The sequence below is a fragment of the Xylanibacter rodentium genome, from assembly GCF_013166575.1.
Classification (GTDB): domain Bacteria; phylum Bacteroidota; class Bacteroidia; order Bacteroidales; family Bacteroidaceae; genus Prevotella; species Prevotella rodentium.
In genome coordinates this window covers 21,652-38,351 of record NZ_JABKKE010000018.1, presented here as the reverse complement: position 1 = coordinate 38,351, position 16,700 = coordinate 21,652, and the positions used below count along the sequence as shown (strand labels likewise).

10 protein-coding genes are annotated in these 16,700 nt (G+C 50.2%); 6 read left to right on the top strand and 4 right to left on the bottom strand.

The genetic code is table 11. From position 1 onward, the window contains the following. Positions 1-284: 284 nt before the first annotated feature. Positions 285-1,616 (bottom strand): L-fucose:H+ symporter permease, encoded by a 1,332-nt coding sequence (gene fucP, locus HPS55_RS10580; RefSeq protein ID WP_172177249.1) that lies wholly within the window; start codon positions 1,614-1,616, stop codon positions 285-287. 193 nt (positions 1,617-1,809) lie between these two features. Between fucP and HPS55_RS10575 the strand changes: the two genes are divergently transcribed. The 4 genes from HPS55_RS10575 (at position 1,810) to HPS55_RS10560 (ending at position 9,943) form a co-directional block, all read left to right on the top strand. After that, positions 1,810-4,578 (top strand): bifunctional fucokinase/fucose-1-phosphate guanylyltransferase, encoded by a 2,769-nt coding sequence (locus tag HPS55_RS10575; protein ID WP_172177251.1) that lies wholly within the window; start codon positions 1,810-1,812, stop codon positions 4,576-4,578. A gap of 183 nt (positions 4,579-4,761) precedes the next feature. Continuing rightward, the gene (locus HPS55_RS10570; RefSeq protein WP_172177253.1) at positions 4,762-5,562 is read left to right on the top strand and encodes a GSCFA domain-containing protein; all 801 of its coding nucleotides are present in this window, start codon (positions 4,762-4,764) and stop codon (positions 5,560-5,562) included. Positions 5,563-5,603: 41 nt separating this feature from the next. Further along, positions 5,604-8,180 carry a bifunctional UDP-N-acetylmuramoyl-tripeptide:D-alanyl-D-alanine ligase/alanine racemase gene (locus HPS55_RS10565; RefSeq protein WP_172177255.1) on the top strand — a complete coding sequence of 859 codons (2,577 nt, stop codon included), beginning with the start codon at positions 5,604-5,606 and terminating at the stop codon, positions 8,178-8,180. A 308-nt stretch (positions 8,181-8,488) separates the two neighbouring features. Continuing rightward, on the top strand, positions 8,489-9,943 hold the full coding sequence (locus HPS55_RS10560) for an MFS transporter (RefSeq protein ID WP_172177257.1): 1,455 nt from the start codon (positions 8,489-8,491) through the stop codon (positions 9,941-9,943). A 174-nt stretch (positions 9,944-10,117) separates the two neighbouring features. On the opposite strand, the gene HPS55_RS10555 is transcribed toward HPS55_RS10560, so the two are convergent. Together HPS55_RS10555 and HPS55_RS10550 are read right to left on the bottom strand one after the other, a co-directional pair. After that, positions 10,118-10,855 (bottom strand): nitroreductase family protein, encoded by a 738-nt coding sequence (locus HPS55_RS10555; RefSeq protein WP_172177259.1) that lies wholly within the window; start codon positions 10,853-10,855, stop codon positions 10,118-10,120. A gap of 176 nt (positions 10,856-11,031) precedes the next feature. Then, positions 11,032-13,548 (bottom strand): outer membrane beta-barrel family protein, encoded by a 2,517-nt coding sequence (locus tag HPS55_RS10550; protein WP_172177261.1) that lies wholly within the window; start codon positions 13,546-13,548, stop codon positions 11,032-11,034. 255 nt (positions 13,549-13,803) lie between these two features. Between HPS55_RS10550 and HPS55_RS10545 the strand changes: the two genes are divergently transcribed. After that, entirely contained in the window at positions 13,804-15,057 is a 1,254-nt protein-coding gene (locus HPS55_RS10545) for an ATP-binding protein (RefSeq protein WP_172177263.1), read from the top strand. Between the two features lie 446 nt (positions 15,058-15,503). Here HPS55_RS10545 and HPS55_RS10540 read toward each other — a convergent pair whose 3' ends face one another. Further along, on the bottom strand, positions 15,504-15,722 hold the full coding sequence (locus HPS55_RS10540; RefSeq protein WP_172177265.1) for an XRE family transcriptional regulator: 219 nt from the start codon (positions 15,720-15,722) through the stop codon (positions 15,504-15,506). A gap of 575 nt (positions 15,723-16,297) precedes the next feature. Between HPS55_RS10540 and HPS55_RS10535 the strand changes: the two genes are divergently transcribed. Next, positions 16,298-16,660 (top strand): LytTR family DNA-binding domain-containing protein, encoded by a 363-nt coding sequence (locus HPS55_RS10535; RefSeq protein WP_172177267.1) that lies wholly within the window; start codon positions 16,298-16,300, stop codon positions 16,658-16,660. Positions 16,661-16,700: the final 40 nt, after the last annotated feature.

The window sequence follows — 16,700 nt, the reverse complement described above, 5'->3', positions numbered from 1 at the left end:
TCGTACGGTGACATGGTGCCGGTTCAACGGCCTTGTACTGTCGGTTCAACGGCCTTGTACTGTCGGTTCAACGGCCTTGTACTGTCAGTTCAGCGGCCTTGTACTGTCAGTTCAGCGGCCTTGTACTGTCAGTTCAGCGGCTTTGTACTGTCAGTTCAACGGCCTTGTACCAGAATGACAACAATACGGATTTTGCACGACATGGCATGGACGGACGCAATGTATAGTCTGCCATGGATTTACATTAGTGCGTCCGTCCGGTATGTCGCCGTGTCTGTTCCGGTCTACGAATTGTAATCGTGAGTGATGTTGTGCCTTACATACGCTCTGTGCCCGTATGTGGCAATCACGACGAAACATATAAGCGGTATGATGAAAGAGATGTTTGTCGAAGGCAGACCACAGAAAGATATTCCAGAGTCGATGAGCGCCGCTTGAAGCGGTGGGAATACCGAGCCGCCGAGGATGGACATTATCAGTCCGGCTCCGCCGAATTTGACATTGTCGCCCAGTCCGCGCAGGGCTATCCCATAGATAGTCGGGAACATCAGTGACATGCAGGCGCTTACGGCCACGAGACAGTATACGCCGTTACGGTCGGTGAAAAGGATTGCACCGCACACAGCCACTGCACCGCAGACAGCCAGTATGGAGAGCAGGCGGCCCGGCTGAAGATATTTGAGGAACCATGTACAGATAAAGCGGCTGAACGTGAAGAATACCATGGCAAGGATATTGTATTTCTGAGACAGAATCTCGGCGCCGCGCTCGTCCATGCCTTCGTCCATGAACACACGTGTTCCGTACTGGATGATGAATGTCCAGCACATCACTTGTACGCCCACGTAGAAGAATTGGGCGATGACCCCCTCGCGATAATTCTTTATTTTTACCAGTTCGCCGAGTGCTGTGCGCAGGCTTTTCTTTGAGCGCGTATCGCCCGCTTTCGGCATTTTCATCAGCCTGATGAGCACGAGCAGCAGTATCACCACGGCCCCGATGAAGATGTATGGCTGTATGAGCACTTCGAGGTCGTGGTTCTTGACCATGTCAAACTGTGTGTCTGAAAGTTCGGCACGTGCCGCGGAGTCCATAGGGCTCATCCTGGCCTGTACATATTGCATGGCCACAAACATGCCGGCCAATGCTCCCATTGGGTTGAAGGCTTGTGCGAGGTTGAGGCGCTGTGTGGCTGTATCCTCGCTACCCATGCAGTAGATGTAGGGATTGCAGCTTGTCTCGAGAAAAGAAAGTCCGCACGTCATGATGAAATAGGCGAGGAGAAACGGGTAGTACATGCCGACGGCTTGTGCCGGGATGAACATCAGTGCACCTGCGGTGTAGAGTGTCAGACCGGTGAGCACACCCGCCTTGAACGAGTAGCGCTGAATGAACAGCGCTGCCGGAAATGCCATCACGAAATAACCCAGATAGAACGCCACCTGAACCAGCGCCCCCTCGGTGACGCTCATGCGGAAGATTTTTGAAAACGCCTTTACCATCGGCCCTGTTATGTCGTTGGCAAAGCCCCATAGTGCGAAGCACGATGTGATGAGTACGAACGGGATTAAGAAGCTGACACCGTCTTTGGCCAGCAATCCGTTGTTTTTGTCCATAGATTAATTATGTTTTGATTTGCAACTTTTCTTGTGACGTTGTGCACACGCGCAGCCGTATAAATGTGTGTATGATCGAATCTATGCGGGCGTGTGGCAATACGCTTACGGTGACAAAATTACGATAAATATATTATAAATGGGAATTTATTTGAACTTTTATGTATCTTTGTGGACCAATTAGATACAAATTATGAAAAAGTTGCTGTCATTGCCGCCTAATCTGGTGGCGTCATTTCATGAAATAACAGGGTTTTCGCCCGAAGAATATTTTTGTACCAACGACCCCGTTGGACATAAACTTGGTAGCGGCGGCGGCACTACGTGGCTGCTTGAAGAGTGCTACCGTGCGTGGAACAAAGGGGAAAGTTTCGGTGAATGGCTGCATGGCGACCGCCGCATATTGCTGCATGCCGGCGGACAGAGCCGGAGGTTGCCGTCGTATGCACCGTCAGGAAAGATACTCACGCCCGTACCGGTGTTCCGCTGGGAACGAGGCCAGCGACTCAGCCAGACATTGCTCGACCTGCAACTGCCGCTCTACGAGCGTCTGATGGATCTTGCGCCCAAGGGCATCAACACTATGATAGTGAGTGGCGACGTCTATATACGTGCCGCCGAGCAACTGCCGCCCGTGCCGGATGCCGATGTGGTGTGCTATGGCCTGTGGCTCGACTCGTCTGTGGCCACCGACCATGGTGTCTTTGTTTCCGACCGCCGCACGCCGTCGGTGCTCAAGTGTATGCTTCAGAAGCCGTCGGTGCAGACACTTAACGATCTGCTTCAGGACCATTTCTACCTTACAGACATCGGTGTGTGGCTGCTCAGCGACCGTGCTGTCGAATTGCTGATGAAACGTTCCAAGCGCGGCAACGATATCGTAGAGTACGATCTGTACAGCGAATTTGGCTGCGCTTTGGGCACGGATCCGCAGATTGCCGACGACGAATTGCGCTCGCTGCGTGTGGAGATTCTTCCATTGCCCGGCGGCGAGTTCTATCACTATGGAACGAGTCGCGAGATGATATCGTCGACACTGGCCGTGCAGAACATCGTCAACGACCAGCGTGAGATAATGCACCGCGGCCGCAAGCCCCATCCGTCGATATTCATTCAGAATGCGCTGACGGATATAGAGATTACGCCCGGCAATACCAATATGTGGATTGAGAACAGTCATGTTGGCAAGGGCTGGACCGTAAGCCACGACAATGTCATTACCGGTGTGCCGCGCAATGATTGGGACATAAGCCTTGCTCCCGGACAGTGTGTCGACATTGTGCCAGTGGGCGACGTCTCTTTTGTAATACGTACATATAATATAGGTTCCAAGTTTGCCGGTTCCATGCAGCAGGCCCGCATATTTCCCGTTACCGACGATTTGTCGGATATGGGCCGTATGCTGTCGTGGATGCTTTCCACCGACTATGTCACCCGTTGTGAGACAGACACCGAAGCGTCTTTTGCCGCCGAACTTGCCGGTCATCGGATGATGAGTGCCGAAGAAATATCCAACGAAGCCAATCTTGTGCGTCTTGTGGCTCAGCGGCGCGACTTCCGAAAGACTAATTGGGCCGCATTGGCCCGCAATCATGAGCATAGTGTGTTCTATCAGCTTGACCTCGACGACGCTGCCCGTTCGTTTGCCTCGGCCGGTATAGAGATGCCGCGCCCCATAGGCAACGACCTGCCGTTGCTCACGCGCATTCACGATGCAATGTTCCGTTCGGAGGTGTGCCGCCTTAAAGGCGGTGAATGGCAGACAGACGAGCAGCGGGCTTTCTCGCTTCTGCGTGAAGGGCTCACGGCATCCGTACTTGCCGAGAAACAGCAGCCGCGCATGTCTGTCTATAGCGATCAGATAGTGTGGGGACGCAGTCCCGTGCGCATCGACATTGCCGGCGGATGGACCGACACTCCGCCTTTCTGTCTCATGGAGGGTGGAAACGTGATCAATCTGGCTATTGAGCTCAACGGCCAGCCGCCGTTGCAGACATACGTAAGGCCGTGCCGCGAACCGCACATCGTGTGCCGCAGCATAGACCTTGGAGCCGTGGAGGTGATAGATACATACGGACAGCTGGCCGATTTCAGTCATGTGGGCAGCCCGTTCTCTATACCTAAGGCAGCGCTCGTACTGGCAGGGTTCCAACCCGGATTCAGCACGGTGCGCTATCCGTCGCTGCGTGCTCAGCTGGAGGATTTCGGCTGTGGCATAGAGCTGACCCTGCTCTCGGCCATACCCGCCGGCAGCGGACTGGGCACGAGCAGCATTCTTGCAGCCACGGTGCTTGGCGCCGTGAGCGATTTCTGCTCGCTGGCATGGGACAAGAACGAGATAGGCCGGCGTACGCTCGTGCTTGAGCAGATGCTCACTACGGGCGGCGGATGGCAGGATCAGTTCGGAGGTGTGCTTCATGGCGTGAAACTGTTGCAGACGCAGCGCGGTTTCAGCCAGAACCCTTTGGTGCGCTGGCTGCCTGACGATATATACACACAGCCGGAATATGCGCAGTGCCATCTGTTGTACTATACGGGTATCACGCGTACGGCCAAGAATATTCTTTCGGAGATAGTGCGCCGCATGTTCCTCAACAACGGAGCACAACTGCGCCTGCAGCGGGAGATGAAAGCGCATACCATGGATATGTATGAGGCTATACAGCGCCACGATTTCAATCAGGCCGGACGTCTTGTAGGTAAGTCGTGGATGCAGAACCAGGCTATCGACGCCGGCACCAATCCGCCGGCCGTACGGGCTATGACCGACCTGATAGACGACCTTTGCCTCGGATATAAACTCCCGGGAGCAGGTGGGGGCGGCTATCTGTATATGGTGGCCAAGGACCCCGAGGCGGCTGCGCGCATCAAACAGACCCTCAATGCCAACCGGCCAAATTCCAACGCACGCTTCGTGGAGATGTCATTGAGCCGCAAAGGAATGCAGGTAAGCAGGAGCTAATTCATAGTTCAGAGGTAAGAGTGATGAGTGCAGAGGTGTGATTACCTTCAGGTCGCGAATAATGTGTGATACTTGTATGGAGACAAGGGTAATCATACCTCATCACTCCTCACTCTTCATTCTAAACTGAATAAGGTAATCATACCTCTTCATTCATCATTCTGAACTCTGACCTTATATGTTATGGAATTAATTACAAAAGTAGACATACCAAAGCCCGACTTTGCGATAGGGCCCAACGAACGTATGCTCTTCGTGGGGTCGTGCTTTGCCGAAGGTATAGGACAGCGGGCCAAGGACGAGAAATTTCGGGCTGTGGTCAATCCGTTTGGCGTGATGTACAATCCGGCGAGTATACTGCACACGGTGGAACGTTGCGGTGAAGCCCCGCGGGTGGCGCTGTTCACGCTCGGCACCAATCGTGTGTACCGGCTGCGCGAGACGGGTGAGATTGTGGACAACTGCCGTAAGCGGCCGCAGCGGCTGTTCAGTGAGGAAGAACTGACGGTAGACGAGTGTTACGGCTATCTGCGTCGTGCGGTGGACGTCCTTACCGTACGCAATCCCGAGGTTAGGGTGGTGGTGACGGTGAGCCCTATACGCTATGCCAAATACGGTTATCATGGTAGTCGGTTGTCGAAGGCCGTGCTTTTGCTGGCTGCCGACAGGCTTGTGTGCGAGGACAGCCGCTGCGTGTATTTCCCGGCATACGAGGTGATGAACGACGAACTGCGCGACTATCGTTTCTACAAGCCCGACATGTTGCATCCTTCCGAACAGGCCGTCGGCTACATTTGGGAACTGTTTGCTGATGCTTATTTCAGTACGGAGGCCAAACGCTTCATCGAGGAGTGGCGTCCGTTGAAAGAGGCGCTGGGGCACAGGCCGTTTAATCCCGAGAGCGAAGAATACCGTGAGTTTATGAAAAAAACAGTTGATAAAGTGGCGGCGTTATCAAAAAAATATCCGAACTTTGCAATGTGATAGCTTCCGCCCGGTGGTGGGCAGAGGAACTTATTCTTATTATGAAATATTCTATCGAGAAAGTAATCACGCTCATTGGAGCGCGTCGCATCGGCCGGGCCGACGCAAACATCGGGTGGATACTTACTGATAGCCGCTCGCTGTGTTTTCCTGAAGAGACGTTGTTTTTTGCCCTGCGTTCAGAGCGTAACGACGGACATAACTATATACACGACCTTTATCGCCGTGGAGTGCGTAATTTTGTGGTGGAGCATGTGCCTGAAACAGCTGCAACTGAATACGCTGACGCCAACTTCCTGAAAGTTGTGAGTCCGCGGGCAGCCCTACAACGTCTGGCCGAGAGACATCGGGACGAGTTTGACATCCCGGTGGTGGGCATTACCGGTTCGCACGGCAAGACTATTGTAAAGGAGTGGCTCTATCAGCTGCTCTCGCCTCAGATGGTTGTGACGCGCTCGCCACGGTCGTACAATTCGCAGATAGGTGTGCCGCTGTCGGTGTGGCTGATAGGCGAGCATACCGAGGTGGGGCTGTTTGAGGCAGGTATCAGTGAACCGGGCGAGATGCAGGCTCTGCGCGACATCATTCAGCCGACGATAGGCGTGCTCACGTCGCTTGGCGCACCGCATCAGGAGAACTTCCGCACGATGGAGGAGAAATGTCGTGAGAAACTTGAATTGTTTCACGACGCACAGGTGATTGTCTATGATTCCGACGATGACATCGTGAGCCGCTGTATACGCCGTTCCGGATTCGGCGGTGATAAGATAGGGTGGAGCATTGTTTCTTCCGGACAGTTCGATGACGTAGTTTCCGGACGCTCGGCCGATGCTGTCGGCATGACGGTTTGGGTGGAGCGTGGGGCCGACAGCGATGTGGCAGCGGACAATGAAGCCGGCAGCATTGCCGGTACGGATGCACGGCACGAGACAGTCACCACCATGATACATTATATATATAAAGGTGTGGCCGGCACTTATCGTTTGCCGTTTATGGACGAGGCTTCGGTGAAGTGCTCCATAGCCTGTGCCTGTGTGGCACTCTATCTCGGTGTCGTGCCGGAAGAACTCGACAGACGCATGTCGCGTCTGGAGCCGGTAGCCATGCGTCTGGAAGTAAAAGAAGGCCGCAACGGCTGCACCATCATCAACGATTCGTACAATTCTGATGTCAACTCGCTGGACATTGCCCTCGACTTCATGAGCCGTCGGCCTGACCATCACGGACGCCGCCGCACGTTGGTGCTCAGCGATATATATCAGAGCGGCGAGAGTGAGGAGACGCTGTATAAGGAGGTGGCCGAACTGGCCGTGAAGCGCGGTGTGGAGAAGTTCATAGGCATTGGCAAGGCCCTGTGTCGTCAGGCGGATAGTTTCCGCATCGGAGAGAAGTGGTTCTTTGCCGATGTGAATGAGTTCATCAGCAGCGACGTGTTCCGTTCGTTGCGTGATGAAGTCATATTGATAAAAGGTTCGCGATCGTTCGGCTTTGACCATATCACCGAACTTCTTGAGCGGAAGGTGCACGAGACCATACTTGAAGTCAATCTCAATGCCGTAGTTGCCAATCTTAACTACTACCGCTCGTTCATGCACCCGGAGACCAAACTCGTTTGTATGGTCAAGGCCGATGCCTATGGAGCGGGAGCTGTTGAGGTGGCCAAGACGTTGCAGGACCATCGTGTGGACTATATGGCTGTGGCCGTGGCTGACGAGGGAGTGATACTGCGCAAGAACGGCATCACCGGCAATATAATGATTATGAATCCGGAGATGACGGCTTTCAAGACCATATTCGATTACGATCTTGAACCGGAGGTGTACAGCTTCAGGCTGATGGACGCTCTCATACATGCCGCTGAGAAAGAGGGCATCACCGGATGGCCCGTTCATATAAAACTCGACACAGGCATGCACCGCCTCGGTTTCGACCCCGAACGGGATATTGACGAGGTGATACGTCGCTTGAAAGGGCAGAACGCCATCATCCCGCGCTCGGTGTTCTCGCATTTCGTAGGGTCAGACAGTCATGGCTTCGATGAATTCTCGGCCCGTCAGTTCCGGCTGTTCGATGATGCCAGCCGCAAGTTGCAGTCAGCCTTCGACCACCGCATACTGCGTCACATGGACAATTCGGCCGGTATAGAGCAGTTCCCCGAACGTCAGCTCGACATGTGCCGTCTGGGGCTTGGGCTTTACGGCGTAGACCCTTGTGACAACCGTATCCTGAACACCGTAAGCACGCTCCGCACCACCATCCTGCAACTGCGGCATGTGCCTGTCTACGAAACCGTGGGCTACAGCCGCCGCGGTGTGCTCAGCCGTGACAGCGTGATAGGTGCCATACCGATTGGTTATGCCGACGGGCTCAACCGTCATTTGGGCAATGGCAGGTGTTATTGTATCGTCAACGGTAAGAAAGCGCCTTATGTGGGCAACATATGCATGGATGTTGCCATGATAGACGTGACCGATATAGATTGTAAGGAGGGTGACGCTGTTGAGATTTTCGGTCCGGAACTGCCTGTCACTGTGCTTTCGGATGCCATCGGCACAATACCGTATGAAATACTTACGAGCGTGAGCGGCAGGGTGAAGAAAGTGTATTATCAGGACTGAACATTTTTTATAATTGAGAGTTGAGAATATCTATAATTGAGAATTGAAAGTTGAGAATATCTATAATTGAGAATTGAAAGTTTAGAATTGAGAATTATGATAACCTTTTGTAGAATCAGTATATACTGATGACCTGTGATATTAACAGGGGTAATCATAATTCTCAATTCTAAACTTTCAATTCTCAATTATAGATATTCTCAACTTTCAACTCTCAATTATAAAAGATTCCCGATTTATTATTAGAATATCAATTATTTTACATATCTTTGCAAAAGCAATTAAATTAAGACCTAAAATAAACAAAAATGAGTCCCGTACAAACTACAAAAATGACAAATTGGCGTTGGTGGATTTGTGGATTGTTGTTCGTTGCGACAACAGTCAACTATCTTGACCGACAGGTGCTGTCGCTGACAGCAAAGGAGTTTATCTATCCTGATTTCCATTGGACAGATGAAGACTATGGTAACATTACAGCTTATTTCTCTATCTTCTATGCTATCTGCATGTTGTTTGCAGGTAAGTTCGTAGACTGGATGGGAACAAAGAAAGGATACCTTTGGGCTATCGGAGTGTGGAGTTTCGGAGCATGTATCCATGCAGGTACAGCCGTAGCCACACAATATATTCACGGTTTGGACAGCCTTGATGCTATGCGTGCCGTTGAGGAAGGCAGTTCTGCGGCTATAGCGATAGCTTCGACAGGAGTCTGGCTGTTCCTTGTTTGTCGTGCTATTCTTGGTCTTGGTGAGGCCGGTAATTTCCCGGCTGCCATCAAGGTTACGGCAGAGTATTTCCCGAAAAAGGACCGTGCTTATGCTACGTCTATTTTCAATGCCGGTGCTTCTGTCGGTGCTTTGGCTGCACCGCTTATGATACCGCCTTTGGCGAAGGCATTCGGTTGGGAGATGGCTTTTATCATCATCGGTGCCCTTGGTTTTGTCTGGATGGGATTCTTCGTTAAATGGTACGACAAACCGGAGAAGTCTTCAAAAGTAAACAAGGCAGAGTTGTTGTATATCCATCAGGACGATGAGACAGAAGACACCAAGAAAGAAGAAGATGTTAAAGAAGAGAAGCAGATACCTTTTCTTCAGTGTTTCGGATACAAGCAGACATGGGCATTCATCGTCGGCAAGTTCTTCACAGACGGTGTATGGTGGTTCTTCTTGTTTTGGGCTCCGGGATATTTTCAGGATGTTTATGGCTACAAGGCGTCTTCAGGTACAGGTATGCTGTTGATTATGACATTGTATGCCATTGTGACGTTTCTTTCCATTTATATCTGCAAGTTGCCGACATATTTCGTTGACAAAAAAGGCATGAATCCATATGCCGGTCGTATGCTGGCTATGATGTTTATCGCGTTCATTCCTTTGGTATGCGTCGCAGCCCAGCCTTTGGGTGCATATTCGGCATGGTGGCCGGCTGTCATTATAGGTCTTGTAGGTGCCGGTCATCAGGCTTGGTCGGCAAATATATTTTCTACCGTAGGCGATATGTTCCCGAAGAGTGCCATTGCTACTGTTACGGGTATAGGCGGTATGGCCGGCGGTGTCGGTTCTTTCCTTATCAACAAGGGTTCCGGCCAGCTCTTCACATTCGCTGAGGAGCAGGGCGCTGCATTCACATTCCTCGGTTTTGAAGGCAAGCCCGCTGGTTATATGATCGTGTTCTGCATCTGCGCTATAGCCTATCTGCTGGCTTGGTGTATCATGAAGACACTTGTTCCTAAGTACAAGCCGATAATACTTGATTAAGTTCAGAACGAAGAGTAAAGGGTGAAGAGGTATGATTACCTTTTTCACAGTTCAGAGATAAGAGTAAAGAGTGAAGAGGTATGATTACCTTTGTTGCCAGATTGTGATGTTATTCCAATCCTCATATAACAAAGGTAATCATACCTCTTCACCCTTTACTCTTCGTTCTGAACTTTAAAGAAACCCTTGTTTCTTCAGCGCTTCCATCATACCTTCCGACATAGCCTCGTTGTCTTTCTTTGTATATCGGATGTCGGTGAATATCTGTGCCAGTGTTTCCTTGTTGTTTATTTCACAGAAGCGGCGGTTTTCCTCAAGTGCCTCCTTGGCGGCATAATGCAGGTTGATGTCTTCGGGAGTGTAGTCGTGGTAAGTCTCGTAGTGCACGAACGATGCTGTCGGCAACCGGTCGGTCAGAACGGGTTGCTCGTCGGGCCATCCGAGTGTTATTGTGGCCACCGGCATCACGAGTTTGGGCAGATTGAGAGCGTCGATAATCATCTGCGGCATATATACCGTGGTGCCGAGATAGCATAATCCTAATCCCTCTTCTTCGGCCAGATTACAGAAAGTCTGCGTATAGAGCAGAGCATCGGTGGCTGCATTGACGAACGACAGGAAATTGTCGTATCCTGGTTCGGCCTTGCGGTTGCGGCACCATGTCGACGTACGGTTATAGTCGGCACAGATGGTCAGTACCACAGGGGCGCCTGTTACCATGGGTTGGTTAAAATGTGCCGGTGCCAGACGCTCCTTGCCTTCCATCGAGCGTGTCACCACCACGCTGTACAATTGCAGATTGCCCATGGTCTGTGTGCGTGCCGCCTCTGTCAGCAGTCTGTCGAGCAGTTCGTCAGACACTTCTTTGTCTGAATATTTACGGATGGTCCGTCGTGTGTTGATAGTCTTCATCGTCTTGTTATATTTGTTTCGTGTGCAAATATAACGTTTAAAATCGAGAAAAAGGCATATTGAATGCCGAAGATAAAGAATGAGGGTATTTCATGATATGGAATTTACCGTGGCACCGGTAGGTACGCTACACGTCTCTACCGGTGCTGTGGTTTTGATACACAACTCAGTATTGTTTAAGAATTGTTTCCTCCGCTCTTTGTATCGTCGTTGTTGATGGTGCGTTCAGCTTTCTTCACTCCCGCTTTGAGTTCTCCTATTCTGAAGTTAACGCTGACTCCATAGCGCATCAACTGCATGCGGTTGCGGTTTTCGCTGATGAAGTTGGTGTTCTGTTCGGTCCATTTCGTCGTTCTGTATTTCTTGAAAAAGTTGCTTGCAAAGGCCGATATGGTGAGCCGCTTTTTCATGAATGATTTGTTCACGTTCATGCTGTAGTTCAGCCATGTATTTCCCTTACCCTGGAGCATTATCCACGGTGTCTGGTAGAAGCAGTTCATGCTCAGCCGCCAATCTTTCGGCAGCGTCTGCTGTACGCCTCCGTTTGTACTCATATACCATCCGTGGTTGCGCAGTTCACGTCCGTTCTCCAGATGCGAATAGCGTCCGTATACATTGGCGTAGATTCGTGTGGAGGCAGTGGCGTTCCAGTTGACATATCCGCTGATGTCGAAACTTCTTACCTTGCCGATGTTTTGGTATGTAGAATATATGACATCCTTTCCCGTAGGATTCTGAAGTCCCTTGTCTACCAGCGTCACGTCAGATACCAGTTCCGTCACGTCTTCTATACTGTTGTTTGTGGCTGAGTATCCCGTATATATGTTGATGTTCACCTTAGGTGTGAAGTTGCTGTAGCTGAAGTTCACAGTGTGTGTCTTTTCCGATGTCAGTTCCGGATTTCCTTGGGTGATGTACGTGGGATTGCTGTCATCGAAATATGGATTGAGATACCATATGCCCGGTCGGTATATACGCATGTTGTATCCTAATCTGATGTTCTGCATATCAGTCAGTTTATAGCCGATGCTTGCCGACGGTACGATGTCGTCGAAATTTTTGCTGAAATCGGCTCCCCGTCCGAGGATATACTCTACGTCCTGCATGGTGTGTTCATATCTCAGTCCTAGGCGTCCGGACAGTTTGTTCAGCTTCAGTCCGTAGCCGGTGTATGCGGCCATGATGTCGTTGCGGTGTTTGTAGTGTGAACTGTGGTCGGTGTCGGGAGCGAAATCGTTGTCGGTAAGTTTGCGCTCCCACCTGTCATTCTCCGATGTGTTGTTTCTCAGTATGTATTTCACACCGGCCTCCAGAGTGTGTATCTTTCCTATCGGCGTGGTATAGTCTGCCTGGAATGTATGTTCCGTAGAGTTTTGCTGTCCGTCGTTGCGCTGTTCGTTCAGCTTGTTTACAAAATCCTGCCATTGGCTGTCTGTAGCCCTCATGTCGAGATAGCTCGAGTGAGAATCGCTTGTCTGCGGGTTTGTGCTTATCTTGTATGACAGGGTGAGCATGCGGTCTTTCACGTTGGCGAATGTCCGTTGATAGTCAATTCCTCCGTTTATAGAGAATCGTGAGTAGTCGTTGGAGGTTGCTGTCCTGCCGAAATACAGTTCGCGGTCGGTTCCCGGCTCCTTGCCCTGAGCCGTGCCGCCGCCTTGTGCCTTGCTGTCGTGTCCCCACAGTCCGAATTCCATTGTCACCAGACGCAGCGTGTCTATCTCGTAGCTGGCCTCAAGGCTTCCCGAGTGCGAGTCGTATCTGCTTTTGTTCGTGCCCGTCGATAACAGGTCGGACGACGCCTCGGTGACATTCCCTATGGTAAGCCTTGTGCCTTCCGACTTGTTTTCGGGGTTTTCGTTGTGGTTGTAGTTGTAGCGTGCGCTCACGGTCAGCTTGCCTTGCTTCACCGTGCCGAAAGCTCCGCCACCGGCTCCTCTGTTGCCGGCATTGCCGCTCAGCGTTACGGTATATCCCTCGAAACCGCCTTCGGTGGTGATGATGTTGATTATGCCGCCAACACCCTCGGCGTCGTACTTAGGTCCCGGGTTGGTTATCACCTCTATGCGCTTTACCGTGTTGGCCGGCAGGCTTTTCAGCACGTCAGTAGGGTTGTCGCTCATCATCTTGTTGGGTTTGCCGTTTACGTAGACTTTAAACGATGACTTTCCGTTGACCTTTATATTGTCCTCGCCGTCGACAGTCACCATCGGCACCTTGCGCAGCATTTCCAGAACGGTGTTTGATTTCGAGTCGGGGTCGTCCTCGATACTGTATGCTATCTTGTCGATGTCGGCTTTCACTAACGGTTTCTGCGCTGTCACCACCACCTGTTGCAACTCGTTGTCGGCATTGCCGATAAAGAGCGTGTCCATGTCCACTGTCTTGCGGCCGGGCGTCACGGTGAAGTCTCTTACAACATCCTTGCGGCCCATCGAACTTGCCGTCAGCGTCATCGTGCCGTTGCCGCTCATGCTAACCTTGAAGTTTCCGTCCTTGTCGGTGGCAATCATTTTCAGCGCCTTTGCCGGTTCTCCCTTACGGGTTATCCTGACGGTGGCGTATGGCTCTCCCTGTTTTGTCAGCGAATCGGCCAGTATTCCTTTCACCGTAAAGACATTTTCCTTGTTTTGTGCCGTTGCAGCCGATGCCGCCGCGAGCACGAGCAGCATTGCTGCGAATTCTCTTTTCATACTTTTTTAGTTTTGTCGTTAAATCTACGTATAATATAGACGAATGTGACATGGAAAATGTTTCACCCCCCCCCATTTTTTAATATTGATTAACGGATTCGCCTGTCTAATAACTGTTTTACGGAATTAAATGTGTGATACTTACTTGATTGTTAAAAATGGAGAACCGGAAACAGGATTTTTTGGTGATTTGAATAGAAAAGTGTATTTTTGCTTCACAAATCTGTGTCATGTCACGAAAATATAACATAGAACATGCTTTTTGAACGAAAATATTATCTTGACCAACTGCTACGGGCAGATGGTAATGGAATGATTAAAGTCATAACCGGCATACGTCGTTGTGGCAAGTCGTATCTGTTATTTAATCTCTTCCGCGAAAAACTTCTTGCGCGTGGGGTATCTTCAGACCATATCATTCAAGTAAATCTGGAAGACCGCAGAAACAAGAAATTCCGTGACCCGGACTGTCTGCTTCAATATATTGATTCTCAGATGAAAGATTCCTGCAAATACTATATCATGCTCGATGAGGTACAGTTGGTAAAGGAGTTTGAAGATGTGTTAAATTCGTATTTAGGCATTCCCAACGCAGAGGTTTACGTTACAGGTTCCAATGCAAAGTTCCTTTCTAAAGATGTCATTACCGAATTTCGTGGGCGAGGATGGGAAATCAGGATACATCCACTTAGTTTTTCCGAATACTACGAAGTTGTAGGTGGTGAAAAGGCTGAGGCTTTAGAACTGTATTACAAATATGGAGGCTTGCCCGCAGTAGCCCAATTTGAAAGAGTGGAGGACAGGCAGAACTATCTGCGTGAAATCTATGAAACTGTTTATCTGAAGGACGTTTTGGAACGCAACAACTTGAAAAATGCAGAAGGCATGCGTGAACTCGTAAGGATTCTTGCATCAGGCATGGGGTCGGGTACTAACGTACGACGTATAGCAAATACATTTAATACCGTTGTTGCGATGGACATAGCTCCGGCAACCATCGGCAGGTATATAAAGTGTCTTGAAGACGCATTTTTTATAAACGAGGCTTTGCGTTATGATGTGAAGGGAAGAAAATACATCGGAACCGAAACGAAGTATTATTTTGAGGACATGGGCATTCGCAATGCAGTGTTGGACTTTCGTCAGCTTGAGCCGACCCATGCTATGGAGAATGTTATATACAATGAATTGTGCCGCAATGGATTTTCTGTAGATGTGGGCCTTGTTGAAAGTTTTAAGCGAGGAACAGGTGGGAGAGTTCTGAGAAGAAATCTGGAGATTGACTTTGTGGTCAATAGACACGATGAACGGCTGTATATCCAATCTGCTTATGCTTTGCCTACTATGGAAAAGGTGGCTCAGGAACAGGCGTCGCTCTTACAGGTGGACGATGGTTTCAGAAAAATTATTGTTGCCGGAGACCGCTATTCATCTGGATATAATGAGAACGGCATACTGATGGTGAGTCTTTACGACTTCCTGTTGGGCAGGGCGGATATATGGAAGTGAATCAAATATGCAATGTGCGCGCTCAGTATTCTCCTTGGAGAATTATAGGAGCCTGTGATATATCTTTTACAAAACACTTCGTCGTCCGTCACAAAATCGCCTTTTGCCGGTTACAGTCCGAAAAACGCCATTTTTACGTTGAAATAGGAAGCGTTGATAATCAGTGTGTTACGTGTGTATGACTGCTGCAGAGCCGTGTAAGAAAAGCAGAGAGGGCCTCCCGGTGTTGCCGCGGCGGCCTCGCGGCTTTCCCGTTACGGCCTTATGACACTCCAACGGGGCCGTAACGGGAACCTCGGGAGGCCGCCGCGGCAAGGTTACGATGGTGAAAATGCGTGTAAAGAAAGCAGAGACGGCCTCGCGGCTTTTCCAGAATGAGAAAGAAGAAGTGGCGTTTTTTTAGAAAAATCTTTAATCCGCCTGCCGCTTCATCGGACCACATCCCGTTATACATCCTCTTTCAGGTTTTCTGAAAGATCATGGAAAAAGTCGTGTTCCAGCACACGTGATATCCGTGTGAGCAGTCCGGTGTCCACGTTGGCCCGGTTGAAGATATCATAAACATTGGTGCGTTTGCAATGCAGTTGTTCGGCAAACCAAGTCACGGTGTGCGCTTTGGGGTGCCTGGCGAGCTCGGCCTTGATCATCTTGCCTACGTGAATCATTTTTTGTTGTCTACTTTTCGTTATGCCACGTACGTCCTTCTTGCGGCTTTGCAAATCGTTTGAATGTCACCGACACAAAAAAGCGCAGGACGATGTGCCGTTTATCTTATTCGAGGCATCGCCAAACGCCCTATCCGAAATAAACAGTCCACTCCTACGCCTTTATCGGATATCTTGTTCCCTTGGCGGGAGTGGATATACGACATGCGGAGGCGTCTTCGACTGCTTTTCTCCTTCGGATAAAATTTTGGCGAAATTTCGAATAAAGGATAAAGCAAAAAACGCTTCTTTTCCAAATGTGTCGCGGAGCCGCCGGAGCGGGCATCCGAATGCAAAGTTAAGAATTATATTCGAGAAAACATCTCCGGTAATGTGCTTTTTGTAGGGGTATGATATGGTTTATTCGGTTCTGTAACGATTTGTTTGACAATATGTGGTAATATTCATAACACGGTGTCTTGATATCTGAGACGCCCATACATGTGTTTTCTTACTGTTTCAAACTACCTTTGCAACACGGAATATAGCTGAAATTAACTATACCACATCAGATACATTATATAATATAAAAAACAATGGATACACGTACCGGCCGGCTGTGCTTCGGACTTTACGACGAACTGTATGTGGTCGACCTCGGACAGGTGATGTACTTCCAGGCCGACGACCATTACTCGCACGTATACTACGCCTCGGGCACTCACTTCATGCTGCCTTTCGGACTGTCGAAAGTGGAGTCTGCCATCGGCGAACAGCCCGAGGGCAGCGAGGCATTCGTGCGGTTGGGGCGGAAGCACATTGTCAACACACGTCGCATATTCCATGTGAGCACCATCAAGCAGCAACTGCTCTTGGCCGACGACAGCGGCGGCACCGTGGCGGTGAAGATCCCCAAGCCCGTGTTGCGCACATTGATAGACAATATGAGGCCGCAGTAGGCGTCACCGCAGAGATTCGCGAAATAAACCGGCAGGTTCA